Here is a 15,523-nt window from a genome sequence, read left to right as displayed (position 1 = left end):
CTTGGCCGGTCTTGCAGACCGCGCTGCGGCAGTGCCGCAGCCCTTCGGCAGGCACAAGACGCCCACTGGGCGTCTTGAGTCCAGCCTCAGCCCCCAGGGGGACGGCGATGCGTGCGGCATTGAGCCGCAAGCATCGCCATGGAGGGCCGGCTTGGAAGCGGCCCGGCGCTCGGCCCGAACTCTCCAATGCAAACGGGCGCCCGAGGGCGCCCGTTGAAAGCAGCTGGCGGTACTTAGACCGGCACCTTGCGCAGCATCTCGATGCCGACTTCGCCGGCGGCGATTTCGCGCAGCGCGGTCACGCCGGGCTTGTTCTTGCTCTCGATGCGCGGGCTGTGGCCCTGGCTCAGCATGCGGGCGCGATACGTCGCGGCCAGCACGAGCTGGAAGCGGTTCGGGATCTTGGTCAGGCAGTCTTCGACGGTGATGCGGGCCATGGTGTTCCTTGGAAAGATGCGAGGCAGGAGCGCGATCAGGGCAGATCGAGCGCCTGAAAGACTGCCGAGCGGTTACGGCGCTGAGCCAGGTATTTTAGCCGCTGCGCGTGGACGATGGTTTTCAGGTCGAAGACGGCCGTGTCGAACACCGCATTCACGACGACGAAATCGAACTTCGAGGCCTGTGCGACCTCGATGCGCGCGTTGTTCATGCGCTGGGCAATGACCTCGGGTTCGGTGTCGCCGCGGCGGTTCAGCCGCAGGCGCAATTCGTCCCAACTGGGCGGCAGGATGAAGATCAGCACCGCGTGCGGGAAGATCTGCTTGATCTGCAGCGCACCCTGGAAATCGATCTCCAGCACCACGTCCTGGCCGCCCTGCAGCCGGCTCTCGATGCCGGCGCGCGACGTGCCATAGAGGTTGCCATGCACTTCGGCCCACTCGAAGAAATCACCGCGCCCAGCCATCGCGCGGAACTCGCCCGGGTCGACGAACCAGTACTCGCGGCCATGCTGCTCCTGGCCGCGCGGCGCGCGCGAGGTGTGCGAGATGGACACGGCCAGCCGCGCATCGAGTTCCAGCAGTGCCTTGACGAGGCTGGATTTGCCGGCGCCGCTGGGCGCTGCGACGACGAAGAGATTGCCGGGATATTCCATGCCGCTGGGGTGAGTCGTTCGTTCGGAGTTCTGACCTGCGCGCCGAGTGCCGCTGTTCGTGCCGCGATGAACGACGGCCTGACAAGGCGTTTGCCTTTCTGTCCGCCAGCGCCTGCGCCCAGATGAAGGGCCGGATGTTAGCGTGGGCCCGTGTTCGGCCCGGTCAGCGCTCCAGCGTGCCGTCGTGCTGCCCCAGCGTGGGCGCAGCGAAGGACACCGGCCCCGGCGTGCGGCCGAAGACGATGGACCGCGTGACACCGCGGTAGCTGCCCACGCTGGCGTGCTCGAAGTCGCCGACGATGCCTTCGGCCAGCACTTGCGGGTGCTGGAACATGTCCTCGACCTGGCGTGCAGCCGCGCAGGGCACCTCGTCGCCGAACAGCGCCTCCCACTCCAGCGCCGTGCGCGTGGCCAGCGCCGCGTGCAGGCGGGCCAGCAGCTCGCCGGCATTGGCGGCACGCTTCTTGACGGTGTCGAAGCGGTCGTCGGCCGCCAGGTCATGCAGGCCCGTGATGCGGCACAGCGCCGCCCAGAAGTGCGCCGTGTTCGCGGAGATGTAGATGTAGCCGTCCCGCGCCGGGTGGATGCCGGTGACGCCGCCGGAGCGCATGTCGCGGCCGATGTCCAGCGGCTCGCCGCCGGCCCACACCAGGCGGGCCGACTGCATCGTCAGCGCGCTGCGCAGCAGCGACACGCCCACGTACTGGCCCTGTCCGCTGCGCTCGCGCTCGTACAGCGCCGAGGCCACGCCCGAAGCCACCAGCGCCGCCGCGTAGTAGTCGACGACGGAGCCGTAGAGGATCTCCGGCGGCCCGCCGCGCTGCCCCTGCAGCGCGCACATGCCGGTCATGGTCTGCAGCACCTGGTCGTAGCCGGCCTTGTCCTTCAGCGGCCCGGTGTCGCCGTAGCCGGTCACGGCGCAGTAGATGAGGCGTGGGTTGAGGAGTTCCAGTTGCTCGTGCGCAATGCCCAGCCGCCTGGGCACGCCGGGGCGGAAGTTGTGCACCAGCACGTCGGCCTCGCGCACAAGGCGCATCAGCACGGCCAGGTCCTCAGGCTTCTTCAGGTCCAGCACCACGCCGCGCTTGCTGCGGTTCACACCGATGAAGGCGCGGCTTTCCTCGGCCAGCGTGGACGGGTAGTTGCGCAGGTTGTCGCCGGTGGGCGGCTCGACCTTGAGCACGTCGGCGCCCTGGTCGGCCAGCAGCGTGCAGCCGTAGGGGCCGGCGATGTAGGCGCTGAGGTCCAGCACGCGCACGCCGCTGAGCGGCCCCGGCGGGCCTGGACGGTCGGAGGGGGGGAAGGAGGCAGCGGCGGTCACGGCGTCGGTTTCTGCAGGTTGGCGTGCAGTCTCGGCCAGCAGCGCGGGGCAACCAAGGGGTGAAGCGTTCGCTCAGGCATCACGGAATCTTGGTTCTTGATCAGGCAGGGGTCGGCGCGGTGGACAGCCAGGTGAGGCGCCAACTGCCATCCTCTTGGCCGCCGGCCAGGAAGTAGGGCTGGAAGTCCAGCGGCGCGCGGTAGCCCAGCGCGACACGCAAGGTCGGCACCGCCTGGCCGGGCACCTCGCTGACCCATTGGTCGAGCGGCGCCTCGGGCAGCTTGACCGTCTCGTCGGTCTTGAAGCCGTCGATGAGGCCGGTGGCGAACACCAGCGGCCCGCGTGTCAGCGCGGCGTAGCCCAGGTCCAGCACGGTCTGGTGCACGGCGCTGCCGTCCGGCGCGCGCGATTCCTGCGCGTTGCGGTGGCGGCGCTCGTGCAGCGCCACGCGCAGGGGCAGGTGCAGTTGCACGGTGTCGCCCGGCTGCCAGTCGCGCTCGATGGCCAGGTAGCAGCCCGGCACGCCGTCGAAGCGCTTGCCGCCAACCGTGGCGAACGCGCCCTCGGCCCAGGCCGGGCAGCGCAGCTTCAGCGTGAAGTGCGCGGGCCTGGGCAGCGCCAGGCTCAGCGCCACGTCGCCGTCGTACGGATAGCCCGTCTGCACGTGCAGCCCCACGTCGCCCACCTGTGCGGTCAGCGGTGCGTACAGGTGCACGCTCAGTTCGCCCTCGCGGCCGCTCACGGCCAGCGCCGGCAGTTCCTCCAGCGCCATCGCACCGCTGCTCTTGCAGCAGCGCCAGTAGGTGGTGTGCACGCGCCGGCCGTTGGGAAAGCTGTAGTAGCACCAGTCCTCGCCGTTGGGGGCGATGGCGCCCAGCAGGTCGTTGTAGGCCGTGCGTTCGATCTCCTCGGCGTAGCGCGCGTCGCCGCTGATCAGCAGCAGCTCGCGGTTGAGCTGCACCCAGGCCAGCGTCGAGCAGGTTTCGACATACGCCTGCGGCACGAAACTGCCCGGCGCGTTGAAGACCTCGCGCGAGCGATGCGCCACGCCCCCCCACGGCCCGCCGCCCAGGCTGAGGTGCTGCTCGCGGATGTTGTGCCACAGCGCCTGCACGGCCTGCAGCAGCTCGGGCCGGCCGGTGGCGCGGTGCAGCTTGGCCAGGCCGACGAGGTTCCAGATCAGCTGGTAGGCCTTGCCGGTGGCGATGTAGGCCGCGTCGGTGCCGTCGAGCGCGCGGCTCAGCAGCGCCAGCGGCGCGTGGCGGTCGGCCTGCCGCAGGATGAGTTCGGCCAGCGCCAGGTAGCGCGGCTCGCCGGTCACGAAGTGCAGCTCGCAGGCCGCGTCCAGCAGCACCGTGGCCGACATGCCGTGGTGGTTGCCCAGCGTCGTGATGTCGATGCCGCCCTCGGTCAGCGCCTGCGCGCACAGGTCGCCGATGCGGCAGGCGGCCTGCAGCCAGCGCGGCTCGCCGAACTGGCGGTGCGCCTCGATCAGCCCCAGGATGAGGTAGCTGTGCGTCCAGATGTCCCAGGTGCGCAGCGTCGGCGCGCCGTCCCAGGTCAGCGGCTTGGGAGCCTGCTTGACGGTGAACCGGCGTGGGGGCGCATAGGTGCCGAGGTAGCCGTCGGCTTCCTGCTGCGCGCACAGGAAGTCGGCGACGGCGCGCACGTTGGTGGCCAGCTCGGCGTCGCCGCTGCGGGCCGCGGCGCGCGAGGCGGCCACCAGCCATTTGCCGGCGTGCTCGCCGTACCAGTCGCCTTCCAGGTTCTGGTCGGCGACGGCGCGCAGGAAGAGGGCAATGGCGGGGCTGTCGGGCCCCGCGATGAAGTGGTGCAGCCGGCCGCGGCGGCTGGCTTCGATGGCCTCGCCCAGCAGGCCGCCGAGTTGCACGGTGGTGTTCATGGTGTCTGTGGTCGTTGGGGGGTCAGCCGGCGGGCGGAGGCGCGGACGTGGGCCGCGCCTGCCGGCGAAGGGCGGGGCGCTGCGCGGCGCCCGTGTTCACGCAGCGTCCATGGCGCAGCGAAAGCCCACCATGCCCGAGCGGTCCTTGCACGGCGCCATCAGCAGGTACTTGCCGTGCTGGTCCAGCCGGTAGGCCTGCGGGAAATACCAATGCGAGGTCTGCGGCTGGTAGCTGCTGCCGCCGCGCAGCACGGCGGCGCGGGTGTGCTCGTCGGCGTACTCGTCGGTCCACTGCCAGACGTTGCCCACCAGGTCCAGCACGCCGAAGGGGCTGGCGCCGCGCGGATGCGCATCGACATCGGCCGGTGGCGCCAGCGTGCGGCCGGTGTTGGGCGGCGGCACGGCCGCGGCGTCCCAGGCCTCGCCCCAGGGGTAGGCGCGGCCGTCGCCGCCCTGGGCGGCGTACTGCCACTCCCATTCGTGCGGCAGGCGCTTGCCGGCCCAGGCGGCGTAGGCGCGGGCGTCCTCGATGCCCACCCAGGTCACCGGCTTGTTGGCCCAGCCGGCGCGCGGTGCGCCGTCCGCCCAGTCGCGCAGGAAGTTGTGCGCATCGGCCGGCTGGTAGCCGGTCGCCTGCACGAAGGCGTGGAACTGCGCGTTCGTGACCGGTGTGCGGTCCAGGAAGTAGCGTGGCATGGCCATGCGGCGGCGGTGCTGGCGGCGCGGCACGTCTTCCCACGGGTATTGCACGTCCAGACCGGCCCAGGTCTGGCCTTCGACCTCGACGCCGCCGACGACGAAATCGAAGTTGCCGCCCGGGATCTCGACCATGCCCTCGGGCGCCTCGCTCGCGCGTGCGGTCGCAGGGATGTCGACCAGCTGCTGCACCAGCGGGCGCCAGGTCTTGTCCAGCACCTGCAGCGGCGTTCGCGCCAGCTCGGCCATGTCGCGCAGCAGCGGCGCCAGGTCGTCGATCGCCTCGCCGGCCGCCATGGCCAGCAGCGCGCCGAAGCCGCTCGGCTCCAGCGCCGCCTCGAAGACGGCCTGGCCGGTGGCGATGCGCGGTTGCACTTCAACGCCGTTCCACACGTCGAAGTAGCGCGTGCCCTCGGCATGCTCGACGGCCAGTTGCTCGCCGTCGACAAGGTACTCGTTGCGGTTCACGACCGTCCACAGCCGCCTGCCGCCCAGCGGAAAGCTGCTGGCGAACACGCCGGCCTGCAGTGTGGGCGCGTAGGGTCGCCAGTCCAGGCTGACGAGCAGCGGGGCGAGCGCGCGGTAGAGCGTCGCGATGCGCTTGAGCGTGGCGGCGTCGCGGTTGGTGAAGCCGTTCCAGATGCCCCAGACGTTCTCCCACGCGTTGTAGCCCACGCCGTTGAAGAAGCAGTACTGCAGGTCGTTGTTGCGGTCGCGGCTCCAGCGGTTCTCCAGGTTGATCATGTGGCGCGGTTCCAGCCACTTGAACTTGGCCACCACGGGCACGACGTCCTGCGGCACCTTCTTGCCCCAGCTCTGCACGTTCCAGATCAGCTGCTCCTCGCAGGAGATGGTGGACTCGGGCTGCAGCACGACGTAATGGCCGCGCCGCGCGCAGGCGTCGAAGAACGCGCGCGGCACGCCGTTGTAGGTGTCGCCGTTGATGCCGTCGGCGCCCACCGCCTCGACGATGCGGGCGATGGCCTCCCAGTCGCTCTCGCCGTGCTCGCGCGTGCCGTGGTCCCAGGGCTTGGTGGGCAGGAAGACCTTCACGCCGCGGGCGTGGAAGGCGTCCACCGCGCGCTTCAGGCCGGCCAGGCCGCCGGGCAGGTCGTGCGCCAGGTCGGTCTGGTTGCGGTCGTCGATGCCGATGTTGGGGTAGACGTACCAGATCAGCACGCTGTCCAGGCCGCCGAAGCGCGCCACCAGGTCGTCGAGGTAGCGGTCCACCGTGTACTGGCCGGTGGCGGCGTCGAAGAAGTAGCGGTCCTCCACCATCATCTGCGCGTGCACGAAATTGCGCTGCGCCCACTGCAGCTCGGGGCGGCGGTAGTTGGCGTCGTCGTAGCCGATGCGCACCAGGTGCTCGCGCTTCCAGTCGCGCAGGTCGCGCAGCCAATCCTCGGCCGTGCCATTGACGTCCATCTTCCAGTGGCCGATCTCGGCGAAGGGCCAGCCGGGCGCCTTGCCCGGCGTGGGCAGGTAACGCTGCGTGGTGACGTGGGAAAACTTGTACTCGGCCATGGCGCTCGAAAAGGATCAGGTCAGCGGGACTGCAGGAAGAGGTGGACGTCGTGTCGGTCCGGGATGCTGCTTTGCGCACCGGGCCGCGTGCAAGTGAGGGCGGCGGCGGCGCAGGCGAAGCGCAGCGCCTCGGGCCAGCGTGCGCCCCGGGCCAGTTCGGCGACCAGGGCGCCACAGAAAGTGTCTCCGGCCGCCGTCGTGTCGACAATCTCCACGGCAAAGCCGGGTTGCGAGAACCAGGCGGCGCCGCAGCGCGCGCGCACGCCGCGTGCACCCAGCGTGACGGCGACGCAGGGCACGTCCAGCGCCGCGATGGCGGTGTCGATGTCGTGGCGGATGCCACTGATGGCGGCCAGCTCGCCCTCGTTGACGATGAGCGCGTCCAGCGCGGCGAGCAGGGCGCGCGGCAGCGCCTGGGCCGGCGCACCGTTCAGCGTGACGTTCAGGCCGGCCGTGTGCGCCGTGCGTGCAAACGCGGTGACGGTGTCCAGCGGCGTCTCCAGCTGCAGCAGCAGGTGGCTGTAGCCGCCGAGTGCCGGCAGGTGCCCGGGCGCCAGGCCCGCATTGGCGCCGGGGGCGACGGTGATGGCGTTCTCGGCGTCGTCGGACACGCAGATGAAGGCCGTGCCGGTGGCAAGGCCTGCGGGCCGCACGACCAGCGGGCGCACGCGGGCGGCATGCAGCGAGGCCTCCAGCTCGGCGGCGTAGGCGTCGGTCCCGAGCGCGAGCAGCATGTCGGTCGCGACGCCGCCGGCACGTGCGCAGGCGACGGCCTGGTTGGCGCCCTTGCCGCCGGGGTAGGTGGAGAAGGCGTGGCCCAGCACGGTTTCGCCCGGCGTGGGGATGCGCGGCGCGCGCACGACGAAGTCCAGGTTGGCCGAGCCGGCCACCAGGATGGCAGGGGAAGTCATCGCTCGATGGCCTGGTAGACGAGGTTGTGGAAGGCCGCGGTGGGCCGCGGCGGGTCGGCCGGCAGGCCGCGTGGGAGGTGCTGCATCATCGAAATGGCGACGAGCCGCTCGCGCGGGTCGACGGTGAAATAGGTGGTGGCGGCGCCGGGCCAGCCGAAGGCGCCTTCGGAGCCGAGCCGGCCGCGGCGGGCCGGGTCCAGCACCATGGACACGCCCAGGCCGAAGCCCTCGCCGGGACCCAGGCCGTTGCCCACGTCCAGGTGCGCGACCTGGTTCATGCGCATCAGCGCGACGGTGCGGGCCGACAGCAGCCGCCGGCCGCGCCAGGCGCCGTCGTCGAGCAGCATCTGTGCGAAGCGCAGGTAGTCGGGCGCCGTCGAGTACAGGCCGCCCGCGCCGCTGTCGTAGTCGCGCAGCGGCACGCCCGGCGTTGTCGCCGAGCGTCCTGGCGCGAGCACCAGCCGGCCGTCGTCGCCGACGGACGTGATGTCGGCGATGCGCTGGCGCTGCGCGGCGGGCACGGTGAAGGCGGTGTCGGTCATGCCCAGCGGGTCGAAGATTCGTTCTTGCAGAAAGCGGCCGAAGGGCTGGCCCGACACGGCTTCGACGACGCGGCAGAGCACGTCGGTGTTGATGCCGTCGTAGCGAAAGCGGCTGCCGGGTTCCACGGCGAGCGGCACGTCGGCAACCCGCCGGGCGAGGCCGGCGAGATTGGCGGCGGCCTGCGGCTCGACCGCGGCGTTGTCCGTCGCGATGCCCGACGTGTGCGTCAGCAGGTGGCGCAGCGTCAGCGCCTGGCGTGGCCGGGCGCCGCCGCGCAGCCGCAGGTCGGCGAACTCGGGCAGGTGGCGCTCCACCGCGTCGTCCAGCGTCAGCGCGCCTTCCTCCATCAGCATCAGCACGGCGACCGACGCGATGGGTTTGGTCATCGAGTAGATGCGGAAGATCGCGTCGGCCGGCATGGCCTCGCGGCGGGCGAGATCGCGGTGGCCATGGGCGCGCCAGTGCACCAGGCAGCCGTCGCGCGCCAGCAGCACGACCGCGCCGAGGTGGCTGGGGCTGCGGTCGCCGGCGCGCGTGTCCGCGTCGAGGAACGCATCCAGCCGCTGCAGGCGTCCGGGCGAGAAGCCGGCCGAGGCCGGCGTGCACGACGGCAGCACCGGCTCGGCCCGTGCTGCGGGCCAGGGCAGCGCCGCGGCACCGGCCAGCAACAGGCGGCGGTGCATGGCGGGCGCTGCCGTCTCTGGCGTCAGAAGGTCACCGAGTGCGTCACCGACACCACGCGGCCGCGGCCGGACGTGAAGTTGCGGAAACCCACCACCTGCGACCAGCTCAGCACGTAGAACTTGTTGGTCAGGTTCTCGATACCGACGGACGTCTTGCCGCCCTGGCCCCAGTCCCAGTTGGCGCTGAAGTCGAACAGCGTGTAGCCCTTGGTGTGCTCTTCCGAACTGGTGCCGACGTTGAGGTCACGCGAGCGCAGCTTGGTCGCACCCAGCGTCAGGTCGGCCTGGGGCATGAAGTTCCAGGTCGTCGACAGGCCGATCTTGTCGGGGTTGATGTCCAGCACGCCCATCTGCTTGGTCAGAGGCCCGCCGGACGTGAACCAGGTCTTGCCGGCCGTGTGCGAGTACAGCGCCGAGAACTTCAGGTCGCGCGAGGCGCGCACTTCACCCGTCAGCTCGTAGCCGTTGATGTTGACCGGCTGGCGCGACAGCAGGAAGTCGTTGGTGACGGGGTCGATGGCCAGCGACTGGCCGAAGCTGGACTTGCTCTTGTAGTACGACGCACCGAACGAACCCATCTTGCCGCTCCAGTTCAGGCCGACCTCGTTGTTCTTCACGATGACCGCCTGCAGGTCGAGGATGCCCGCGACCGACTGGCCCGGGTAGTTGATGTTGCGCAGCGGGATGCCCACGTTGGGCAGCGTGAACCCCTTGCCGGTGGAGCCGTATGCGGACCAGCCGTCGCCGAACTTCCACACCACGCCCAGGTTGGGCAGGTTGGCCTTGTAGCTGAGCTTGCCGCCCTTCACGTCCACACGGTTGCGGTAGTAGGTGGTCTTGTAGTCGGCGACTTCCAGCTCGCCATCCTCGCGGCGGAAGCCGCCGGAGACGGTGACCGGGCCGATGTCGTACGAGGCCTGCAGCCAGGGTGCGACGCTGCTGTAGTTCATCGGCGGCACCCACAGCCGGTCGGTCAGCGCCAGCCACTGGGCGGCCGTGTCGTGCGTCAGGTCGATGCCGCCGCGCAGCTCCAGGTCCTTGATGCCGAACGCGTCGCCGTGGGAATAGGCGTTGCGCAGGCCGTACTTGCGCGTGCGCACCTCGGACTGGTCCACCAGCGTGCCCAGGGGCTTGATGAGCGGGTCCTGCCGGTCGGCGCCGTCCTCGGCCGGGTAGCGCATGCGCTGGTCGGCGTAGTAGGCGTCCAGCGACAGCGTGCCGCCCCACAGGTCGTCGTTGCGGTAGGAGACGGTGCCCTGCTTGAAGTCGTTGATCTCGGACAGCGTGCCGAAAAGGCCGGGGCGCTCTGACGTGTTGGTGGAGCCCGCGGTGCGGTCGCCATCGACGAGGTGGTAGTTGCCCTTGCCCTCGATCTTGAAACTGGAGTAGGACACCTGCACGCGCTGCTCGCGGTTGGCGCCGAAGTTGTAGCCGGCCTTGGCGTAGATGTTGTTGGACGTCGAGTCCGCCACGGAGCCGCTGGTGTTCAGGCCGATGCGGCGACCGTTGCCGTCGTAGGTCATGCCGCGGTCCATACTCGACACGGCACCGATGAAGTCCCAGTCCTCGGCCTTGTAGGCGTAGTTGGCGCCCAGCTTCCAGCCGGCGCTGTCGTCCTTGAACTGCGTCGTGTAGCGCGCCGACAGCGTCACCTCGCTGCCCATCTTGGTGGGCACCTTGGTCAGGTAGTTGATGATGCCGCCGGCCGCGCCGATGCCTTCGGACGCGGACGGGCCGTTGATGACCTCGATGCGACCGATCAGGCCCATGTCGGTGAAGGTGCCGTTGCGCGTGCCTTCGCGCAGCGGCGAGCCCTGGGGCACGCCGTCGAGCAGGCGCAGCGCGGTGCGGCCGCGCAGGTTCTCGCCAGTGTTGCTCATGGCCTGCGACGACTCGGCATAGCCCGGCACGATGCGCGACAGCACGGCCGTCGCGTCGTCGGTGAGGTTCAGCGTGTGGCCGATCTCTTCCTTGCTGATCAGCGTCACGGCGCCCGGGATCTTGTCCACGGCCTTGGGCACGCGCGTGCCGGTGACGATGACGCGCTTGAGCTCGGTGCCGTCGGCGTTGGTGTCCGCGTCGGCAGGCGCCTGCTGGGCCTGGGCGCCGACCGCGGCCAGCGCGGCGAGCGCCGCCAGCGCGACGGCGCGGCGCGGCGAGGTGGGCTGGGTGTGTGTGTGGCTCTGGCGGGCCTGGGCTTGTCTCGTCATCGTTGTGCTTTCCATCAAATCTGTGGGCGCGCCTTCTTGACACGACGCCTGCGGGCGCTCGCGTGGTGGACGCTGGCCCGCAGTCTCAGCCAGTGCGCGGCGGGGTCACACCCTCGTCACGTATGTTCAGGCCCAAGAATTTGTTGTGTGCCGATGCCGCCGCGGCGGCGCGCGGCACTCAGCGCGCGTCCACCGCCGCCCGCGCCTCGCGCAGGAAGGCCGTGACGAGGCGGTGCCGCACCGTGGCGCGCGACCACACGACGCCGATGCGGCGCGGCTCGCTGGGCAGCGGCAGTGGCAGGCACACCACATCCAGGCCTTCCGGCCAGGGGCGCAGCCAGTCGGGCACCAGCGACACGCCCAGGCCGCGGTCCACCATCACGGCGATGGCGTTCAGCGCATTCAGCTCGAAGCGCTCCTGAGGCTCGATGCCGGCGCGCTGCAGGTATTGGTCGGCCACGCGGCCGCCCCATTGCGTGCGGTCGTAGCGCACCAGCGGCTCGCTGCGCAGCAGCTCGTGCGGGTCGCGGCCGGCCCACTTGCGGGGTGCGAGCACGACCAGGTCTTCCTCGCGCAGCAGCTCCCAGCCGCAGGTCTTGGGCAGCGGGAAGGGCGCCTCCAGCACCACGGCGGCGTCCAGGTCGCCGGACTCGACGGCGCGGTACAGCTCCGGCGAATAGCCGGGGCGGATGAACACCTTGAGCTTGGGGTGCAGCACGACGAGGCGGGCCAGGATGTCCGGCACCAGGCCGGTCAGCGCATTCGTGCCGGCACCCAGGCGCAGCTCGCCCGCGGGCGTTTCGTCGGTGGCGATGGTGCGCAGGTCGGCCACGCCGCGCAGCAGCTCGCGCGTGCGGTCGAGGATGCGCGAGCCGGGCTCGGTGACGTGCACCGAGCGGCCCGCCCGGGCGATCAGCGGCGCGCCGATCTCGCGCTCCAGCGTGCGGATCTGCTGGGCCACGGCGGCCGGCGTGATGTTGAGCACGCGCGCGGCGGCGGCCATCGACCCATGGTCGACGACGGCCACGAAGGTGTGCAGGAACTGAGTCTCCAACGTGCGAATCCTGGCTCAGCTCTGAGTGGCTGGCTGTACGCCCGAGGTTACTCCACGGCGTCCTGCTTGTAGATCGTCAGCCCGCGCAGCGACCGGGTCGGCGTCGGGAAGAACAGGCTCGCCAGGTAGCCCACGACGATGCACAGCATGATGGACACGCCCAGGTACAGGTAGGGGTGCACCAGGCTGAAGGACCAGGCGATGGTCGTCAGCACGATGGCCGATGCGACGCCGATGGCCACCCCCGGCGAGTTGGCCCGGCGCGTGAACATGCCCAGCGTGTAGGCACCCGCGAAGCCGCCGCCCAGCAGGCCGGCCAGCTCGATGGAGACGTCGAACAGCGAGTGGATGTCGTAGCGCGACAGCAGCAGCGCGAAGCCGATGCCCAGCAGCCCGGCGGCCACCGTCATCCATTCCGCGAAGCGCACGCTGCGCGCCGGGTCGGGGTGCTTCACGAGCTTCTCGTAGAAGTCCACCGAGGCCAGCGTGGAGACGCTGTTCATGATGCTGGACAGCGTCGCCATCGCAGCCGCGAAGATGCCCGCGATGATGAGGCCGGTCAGCCCCGTGGGCAGTTCGGCCGCGATGAACAGCGGGAAGGTCGCGTCGATGCTGAGCAGCGGGTTCATGCGCTCCGGGTGCGCCTTGTAGAAGACGAACAGCGCCGTGCCGATGCCGTAGAAGACGATGCCGCCGGGGATCATGATGGCGGCGAAGGCCCAGATCGAGCGGCCGGCCTCCTTGGCATTGGGCGTGGACAGCGTGCGCTGCATCAGCACCTGGTCCTTGGGGAAGGTCAGCACCACGTCGAACAGCACGAGGAAGATGAAGCCCCAGACGGTGGCCTTGCCCAGGTCGAAGCTGAAGTCGAACACGCGCGTCTTGTCTTCGGCCGCCGCGGTGCGTACGAACTCGGCCCAGCCGCCGTCCAGCGACCAGACGATGAAGCCGATGGCGAACAGCGCGCCGCCCATCTTGACGACGAGCTGCACGATGTCGGTCCACACGACCGCCTTCATGCCGCCCAGCGCCGTGTAGCAGATCGTGAAGAGCCCCATCATCAGGATGCTCCACGTCACCGGGATGCCGGTGATGGTGGCGATGGCCAGCGACGGCAGGTACAGGATGACGCTCATGCGGCTGCCGAGCTGCGTGAGCATGAACAGGCCGCTGGCCATCATGCGGATGGCGGGGTGAAAGCGAGTCTCCAGGTACGAGAACACGCTCATCAGGTCCAGCCGGCGCAGCAGCGGCACGATCCATACGGCGACGAACATCAGGCCGACGACGGCGATGAGGTTGTTCGTCATGTACTGCCAGTTGGTCTCGAAGGCCTTGGCGGGAATGGCGATGTAGCTGATGGAGCTGGTGTTGGCCGCGTACAGGCTGATGCCCGCGGCCCAGAACGGGATGCTGCGGCCGCCGACGAAGAACTCGCTCGTCGACTGGCGCTTTTCCTTCAGGTAGAAGTACAGGCCGATGCCCAGCATGGACACCAGGTAGACGACGATGACGACCCAGTCCAGCGTCTTGAGCAGCAGCTTGCCGGACTCGATCTCCAGCGTGCCGGCCTTGCCGGCCGCGTCCGTCCACAGCCAGCCGTCGCGCCAGGGCAGTGCCTGGCGGGTGCCGGGCAGGGCGCTGTCGGGCAGGTCGGCCCAGGACTGCGTGATGGTCTGCCAGCTCATCATGCGCGGCGCGCCGCCCGCTGTCGGCTCGACGACGAAGAGCACGTGCGCCTGGCCACTGGCACGACCCCAAGGCCCGGCCAGGCGGCCGGGCACGTCGCCGCGCGCGACCCAGCCGGCCTCGGCCGTCCAGCGCCACAGGTGGTCGGCCGAGGCCGGGTCGGCGCCTGCTGCGACGACGTAAGTGGCTCGCGTCTGCACGACGACGGCGCGCGGCGCGGAGTCGCCGGGCCAGCCGGGGTGCGTCTGCCAGCGGGCACCGGCCCCCTGCAGCGGCAGTTGCAGCAGCACGGCGCGGCCCTGGGCGTCCAGGCCAGCCAGCCAGAGCTGATCGGCCGTCAGCGCGGCGCGCGCCTCGCGCAGGGGCATGGGGGGCGCGGGCAGGGGCTGCACCACCAGGCGCTCCTGCTGCAGCACCAGCCGGGCGATGGCTGCGGTCTCGCCGTTGGCGCCGAGCAGCAGCACGGATTGGCCAGCACCGGTGGCCGTGCCCTGCACCGGCTGCGGCGGCGTCCAGCCCTGGTGCTGCCAGCGCTGGCCGGCGGCGTCGAGCAGCCAGGCGCCGTCAGGGGTCAGCGCGGCCGCGCGGCCGTCGGCGACGGCCAGCGCCTGGGCGGGTGAAGGCAGGGCGGGCAGTGCCGCACGGCGCAGGTTGACGAGGCTGTCGGCGTGAGCGGCCCAGGCGGTCAGTGCGAGCAGCAGCGCGAAGAGCGGCCGGCACCAGGCTGAAATTCTGTCGATCAAGGGGTCACTCCGCGGGAGGCGTTCAACAAATGGCGGGCACGTTGCACGAAAGGGGCATCGATCATCTGGCCATCGACGGCGACGACGCCGAGGCCTTGCGCCTCGGCCTGGCGGGCTGCGGCGTCCACGCGTGCCGCCCAGGCCAGCTCTTCCTCGCTGGCGCCGAAGACCTCGTTGGCCGGCGCGACCTGGCGCGGGTGGATGCAGCTCTTGCCCGCGAAGCCCAGGCGACGGGCCATCTGCGCCTCGGCACGGAAGCCTGCCGTGTCGGCCAGGTCGGGGTAGGCGCCGTCATAGGCAGGCACGCCGGCCGCGGCCGCCGCCATGCGCAATGCGTGCAGCGTGGCATGGACGTTGGCGGGGTCGTGGCGCGCGATGCCCAGCGGCTCGTAGAGGTCGGCCAGGCCCAGTTGCAGGCCGGCCACGCGCGGGTGGGCGGCGCCGATGTCGGCCGCGCGGTGCAGCGCTGCGGCGCTTTCGATGTTGACGAGCAGGTCCACCGGCGCCGTGAGGCCGGCGGCGGCCTCCAACTCGCCGAGCAGGGCGGCGACGTGCTGCACGTCGGCGGCGGACTGGGCCTTGGGCAGGTTGAGCCAGTCCAGGCCGGGGCGCATCAGCGCTCGCACATCGTCGTCGAACCAGGGCGTGCCGGGCGCATTGATGCGCACGATGACGAGCGGCCGGCGGGGCAGGGCGGCGGCCCGCGCGAGGAAGGCGGCCACGTTGGCGCGCGCCTGGTCCTTGGCCTCGGGCAGCACGGCGTCTTCCAGGTCGAAGGACAGCGCGTCGGCTGCGCCGTTCAGCGCCTTGTCGAACAGCTCGGGCCGGGCGCCGGGCACGAAGAGCTTGCTGCGAAAGCCGCGCAGGGCGGCGGACGGGCGGTTGATCATGGCCGGCAGTGTGGTCGAACCCACCCCCGCGGACACCGCGGGCGAGGCATCTTCAATCGATAGTTTTGCTTGCGCCCGGGGCGTGCGCCGCGGGCGCCCTGCTGCTCGCCGGCAGCGAGCAGGGGCGCTTTACCCGGCCAGGCGCTTCGGTCGCGACCGGGTGTGCGACCATCGGTGCTGGCGAGGTCGAGCCGTGCTGGCCGCGCCGCCAGCCCCAGGTAAACCCGTTCGAAGTGCGCGTCAGGCGCTGCCTAGAATTTGCC

Annotated in this window: 11 protein-coding genes; all 11 read right to left on the bottom strand. The window is 70.7% G+C overall.

Going from position 1 to position 15,523, the window contains the following annotated elements; translation table 11 throughout:
• Positions 1-233 precede the first annotated feature (233 nt).
• On the bottom strand, positions 234-437 hold the full coding sequence (gene rpoZ, locus ACO07H_RS16505; protein ID WP_025563690.1) for a DNA-directed RNA polymerase subunit omega: 204 nt from the start codon (positions 435-437) through the stop codon (positions 234-236).
• A 35-nt stretch (positions 438-472) separates the two neighbouring features.
• On the bottom strand, positions 473-1,093 hold the full coding sequence (gmk, locus tag ACO07H_RS16500) for a guanylate kinase (RefSeq protein ID WP_422016073.1): 621 nt from the start codon (positions 1,091-1,093) through the stop codon (positions 473-475).
• Between the two features lie 163 nt (positions 1,094-1,256).
• Positions 1,257-2,414 carry a CaiB/BaiF CoA transferase family protein gene (locus ACO07H_RS16495; protein WP_422016071.1) on the bottom strand — a complete coding sequence of 386 codons (1,158 nt, stop codon included), beginning with the start codon at positions 2,412-2,414 and terminating at the stop codon, positions 1,257-1,259.
• Between the two features lie 100 nt (positions 2,415-2,514).
• Positions 2,515-4,317, bottom strand: coding sequence for a glycoside hydrolase family 127 protein (locus ACO07H_RS16490; protein ID WP_422016069.1), 1,803 nt, complete (start codon positions 4,315-4,317; stop codon positions 2,515-2,517).
• A gap of 96 nt (positions 4,318-4,413) precedes the next feature.
• Positions 4,414-6,537 (bottom strand): formylglycine-generating enzyme family protein, encoded by a 2,124-nt coding sequence (locus ACO07H_RS16485; RefSeq protein WP_422016067.1) that lies wholly within the window; start codon positions 6,535-6,537, stop codon positions 4,414-4,416.
• A 20-nt stretch (positions 6,538-6,557) separates the two neighbouring features.
• Entirely contained in the window at positions 6,558-7,448 is an 891-nt protein-coding gene (locus tag ACO07H_RS16480; RefSeq protein WP_422016065.1) for a ribokinase, read from the bottom strand.
• Positions 7,445-8,674 (bottom strand): serine hydrolase domain-containing protein, encoded by a 1,230-nt coding sequence (locus ACO07H_RS16475; protein ID WP_422016063.1) that lies wholly within the window; start codon positions 8,672-8,674, stop codon positions 7,445-7,447. Before ACO07H_RS16475 ends, ACO07H_RS16480 begins: the two co-directional genes overlap by 4 nt.
• A 23-nt stretch (positions 8,675-8,697) precedes the next feature.
• Positions 8,698-10,884: a TonB-dependent receptor gene (locus ACO07H_RS16470; protein ID WP_422016062.1), complete on the bottom strand. Its 2,187-nt coding sequence runs from the start codon at positions 10,882-10,884 to the stop codon at positions 8,698-8,700.
• 178 nt (positions 10,885-11,062) lie between these two features.
• Positions 11,063-11,938 (bottom strand): LysR family transcriptional regulator, encoded by an 876-nt coding sequence (locus tag ACO07H_RS16465; RefSeq protein WP_422016061.1) that lies wholly within the window; start codon positions 11,936-11,938, stop codon positions 11,063-11,065.
• Between the two features lie 47 nt (positions 11,939-11,985).
• A complete protein-coding gene (locus ACO07H_RS16460) occupies positions 11,986-14,370 on the bottom strand; it encodes a sodium:solute symporter family transporter (RefSeq protein ID WP_422016059.1) in 2,385 nt (794 codons plus the stop codon).
• The gene (locus tag ACO07H_RS16455; RefSeq protein WP_422016057.1) at positions 14,367-15,260 is read right to left on the bottom strand and encodes an HpcH/HpaI aldolase/citrate lyase family protein; all 894 of its coding nucleotides are present in this window, start codon (positions 15,258-15,260) and stop codon (positions 14,367-14,369) included. The genes ACO07H_RS16460 and ACO07H_RS16455 overlap by 4 nt, the downstream gene beginning before the upstream one ends.
• Positions 15,261-15,523: the final 263 nt, after the last annotated feature.

The organism is Roseateles sp. (assembly GCF_965229315.1).
In the GTDB taxonomy this organism is placed as follows: Bacteria; Pseudomonadota; Gammaproteobacteria; order Burkholderiales; family Burkholderiaceae_C; genus Pelomonas.
Note: the sequence above shows the minus strand (reverse complement) of the source record. Positions and strands in the feature narration are given on the sequence as shown.

What these genes read in the sequence shown, in the direction of transcription:
- rpoZ (WP_025563690.1), bottom strand. Translation starts at nt 437, where the DNA reads ATGGCCCGCATCACCGTCGAAGACTGCCTGACCAAGATCCCGAACCGC.
- ACO07H_RS16485 (WP_422016067.1), bottom strand. Translation starts at nt 6,537, where the DNA reads ATGGCCGAGTACAAGTTTTCCCACGTCACCACGCAGCGTTACCTGCCC.
- ACO07H_RS16475 (WP_422016063.1), bottom strand. Translation starts at nt 8,674, where the DNA reads ATGCACCGCCGCCTGTTGCTGGCCGGTGCCGCGGCGCTGCCCTGGCCC.
- gmk (WP_422016073.1), bottom strand. Translation starts at nt 1,093, where the DNA reads ATGGAATATCCCGGCAATCTCTTCGTCGTCGCAGCGCCCAGCGGCGCC.
- ACO07H_RS16480 (WP_422016065.1), bottom strand. Translation starts at nt 7,448, where the DNA reads ATGACTTCCCCTGCCATCCTGGTGGCCGGCTCGGCCAACCTGGACTTC.
- ACO07H_RS16490 (WP_422016069.1), bottom strand. Translation starts at nt 4,317, where the DNA reads ATGAACACCACCGTGCAACTCGGCGGCCTGCTGGGCGAGGCCATCGAA.
- ACO07H_RS16470 (WP_422016062.1), bottom strand. Translation starts at nt 10,884, where the DNA reads ATGACGAGACAAGCCCAGGCCCGCCAGAGCCACACACACACCCAGCCC.
- ACO07H_RS16455 (WP_422016057.1), bottom strand. Translation starts at nt 15,260, where the DNA reads ATGATCAACCGCCCGTCCGCCGCCCTGCGCGGCTTTCGCAGCAAGCTC.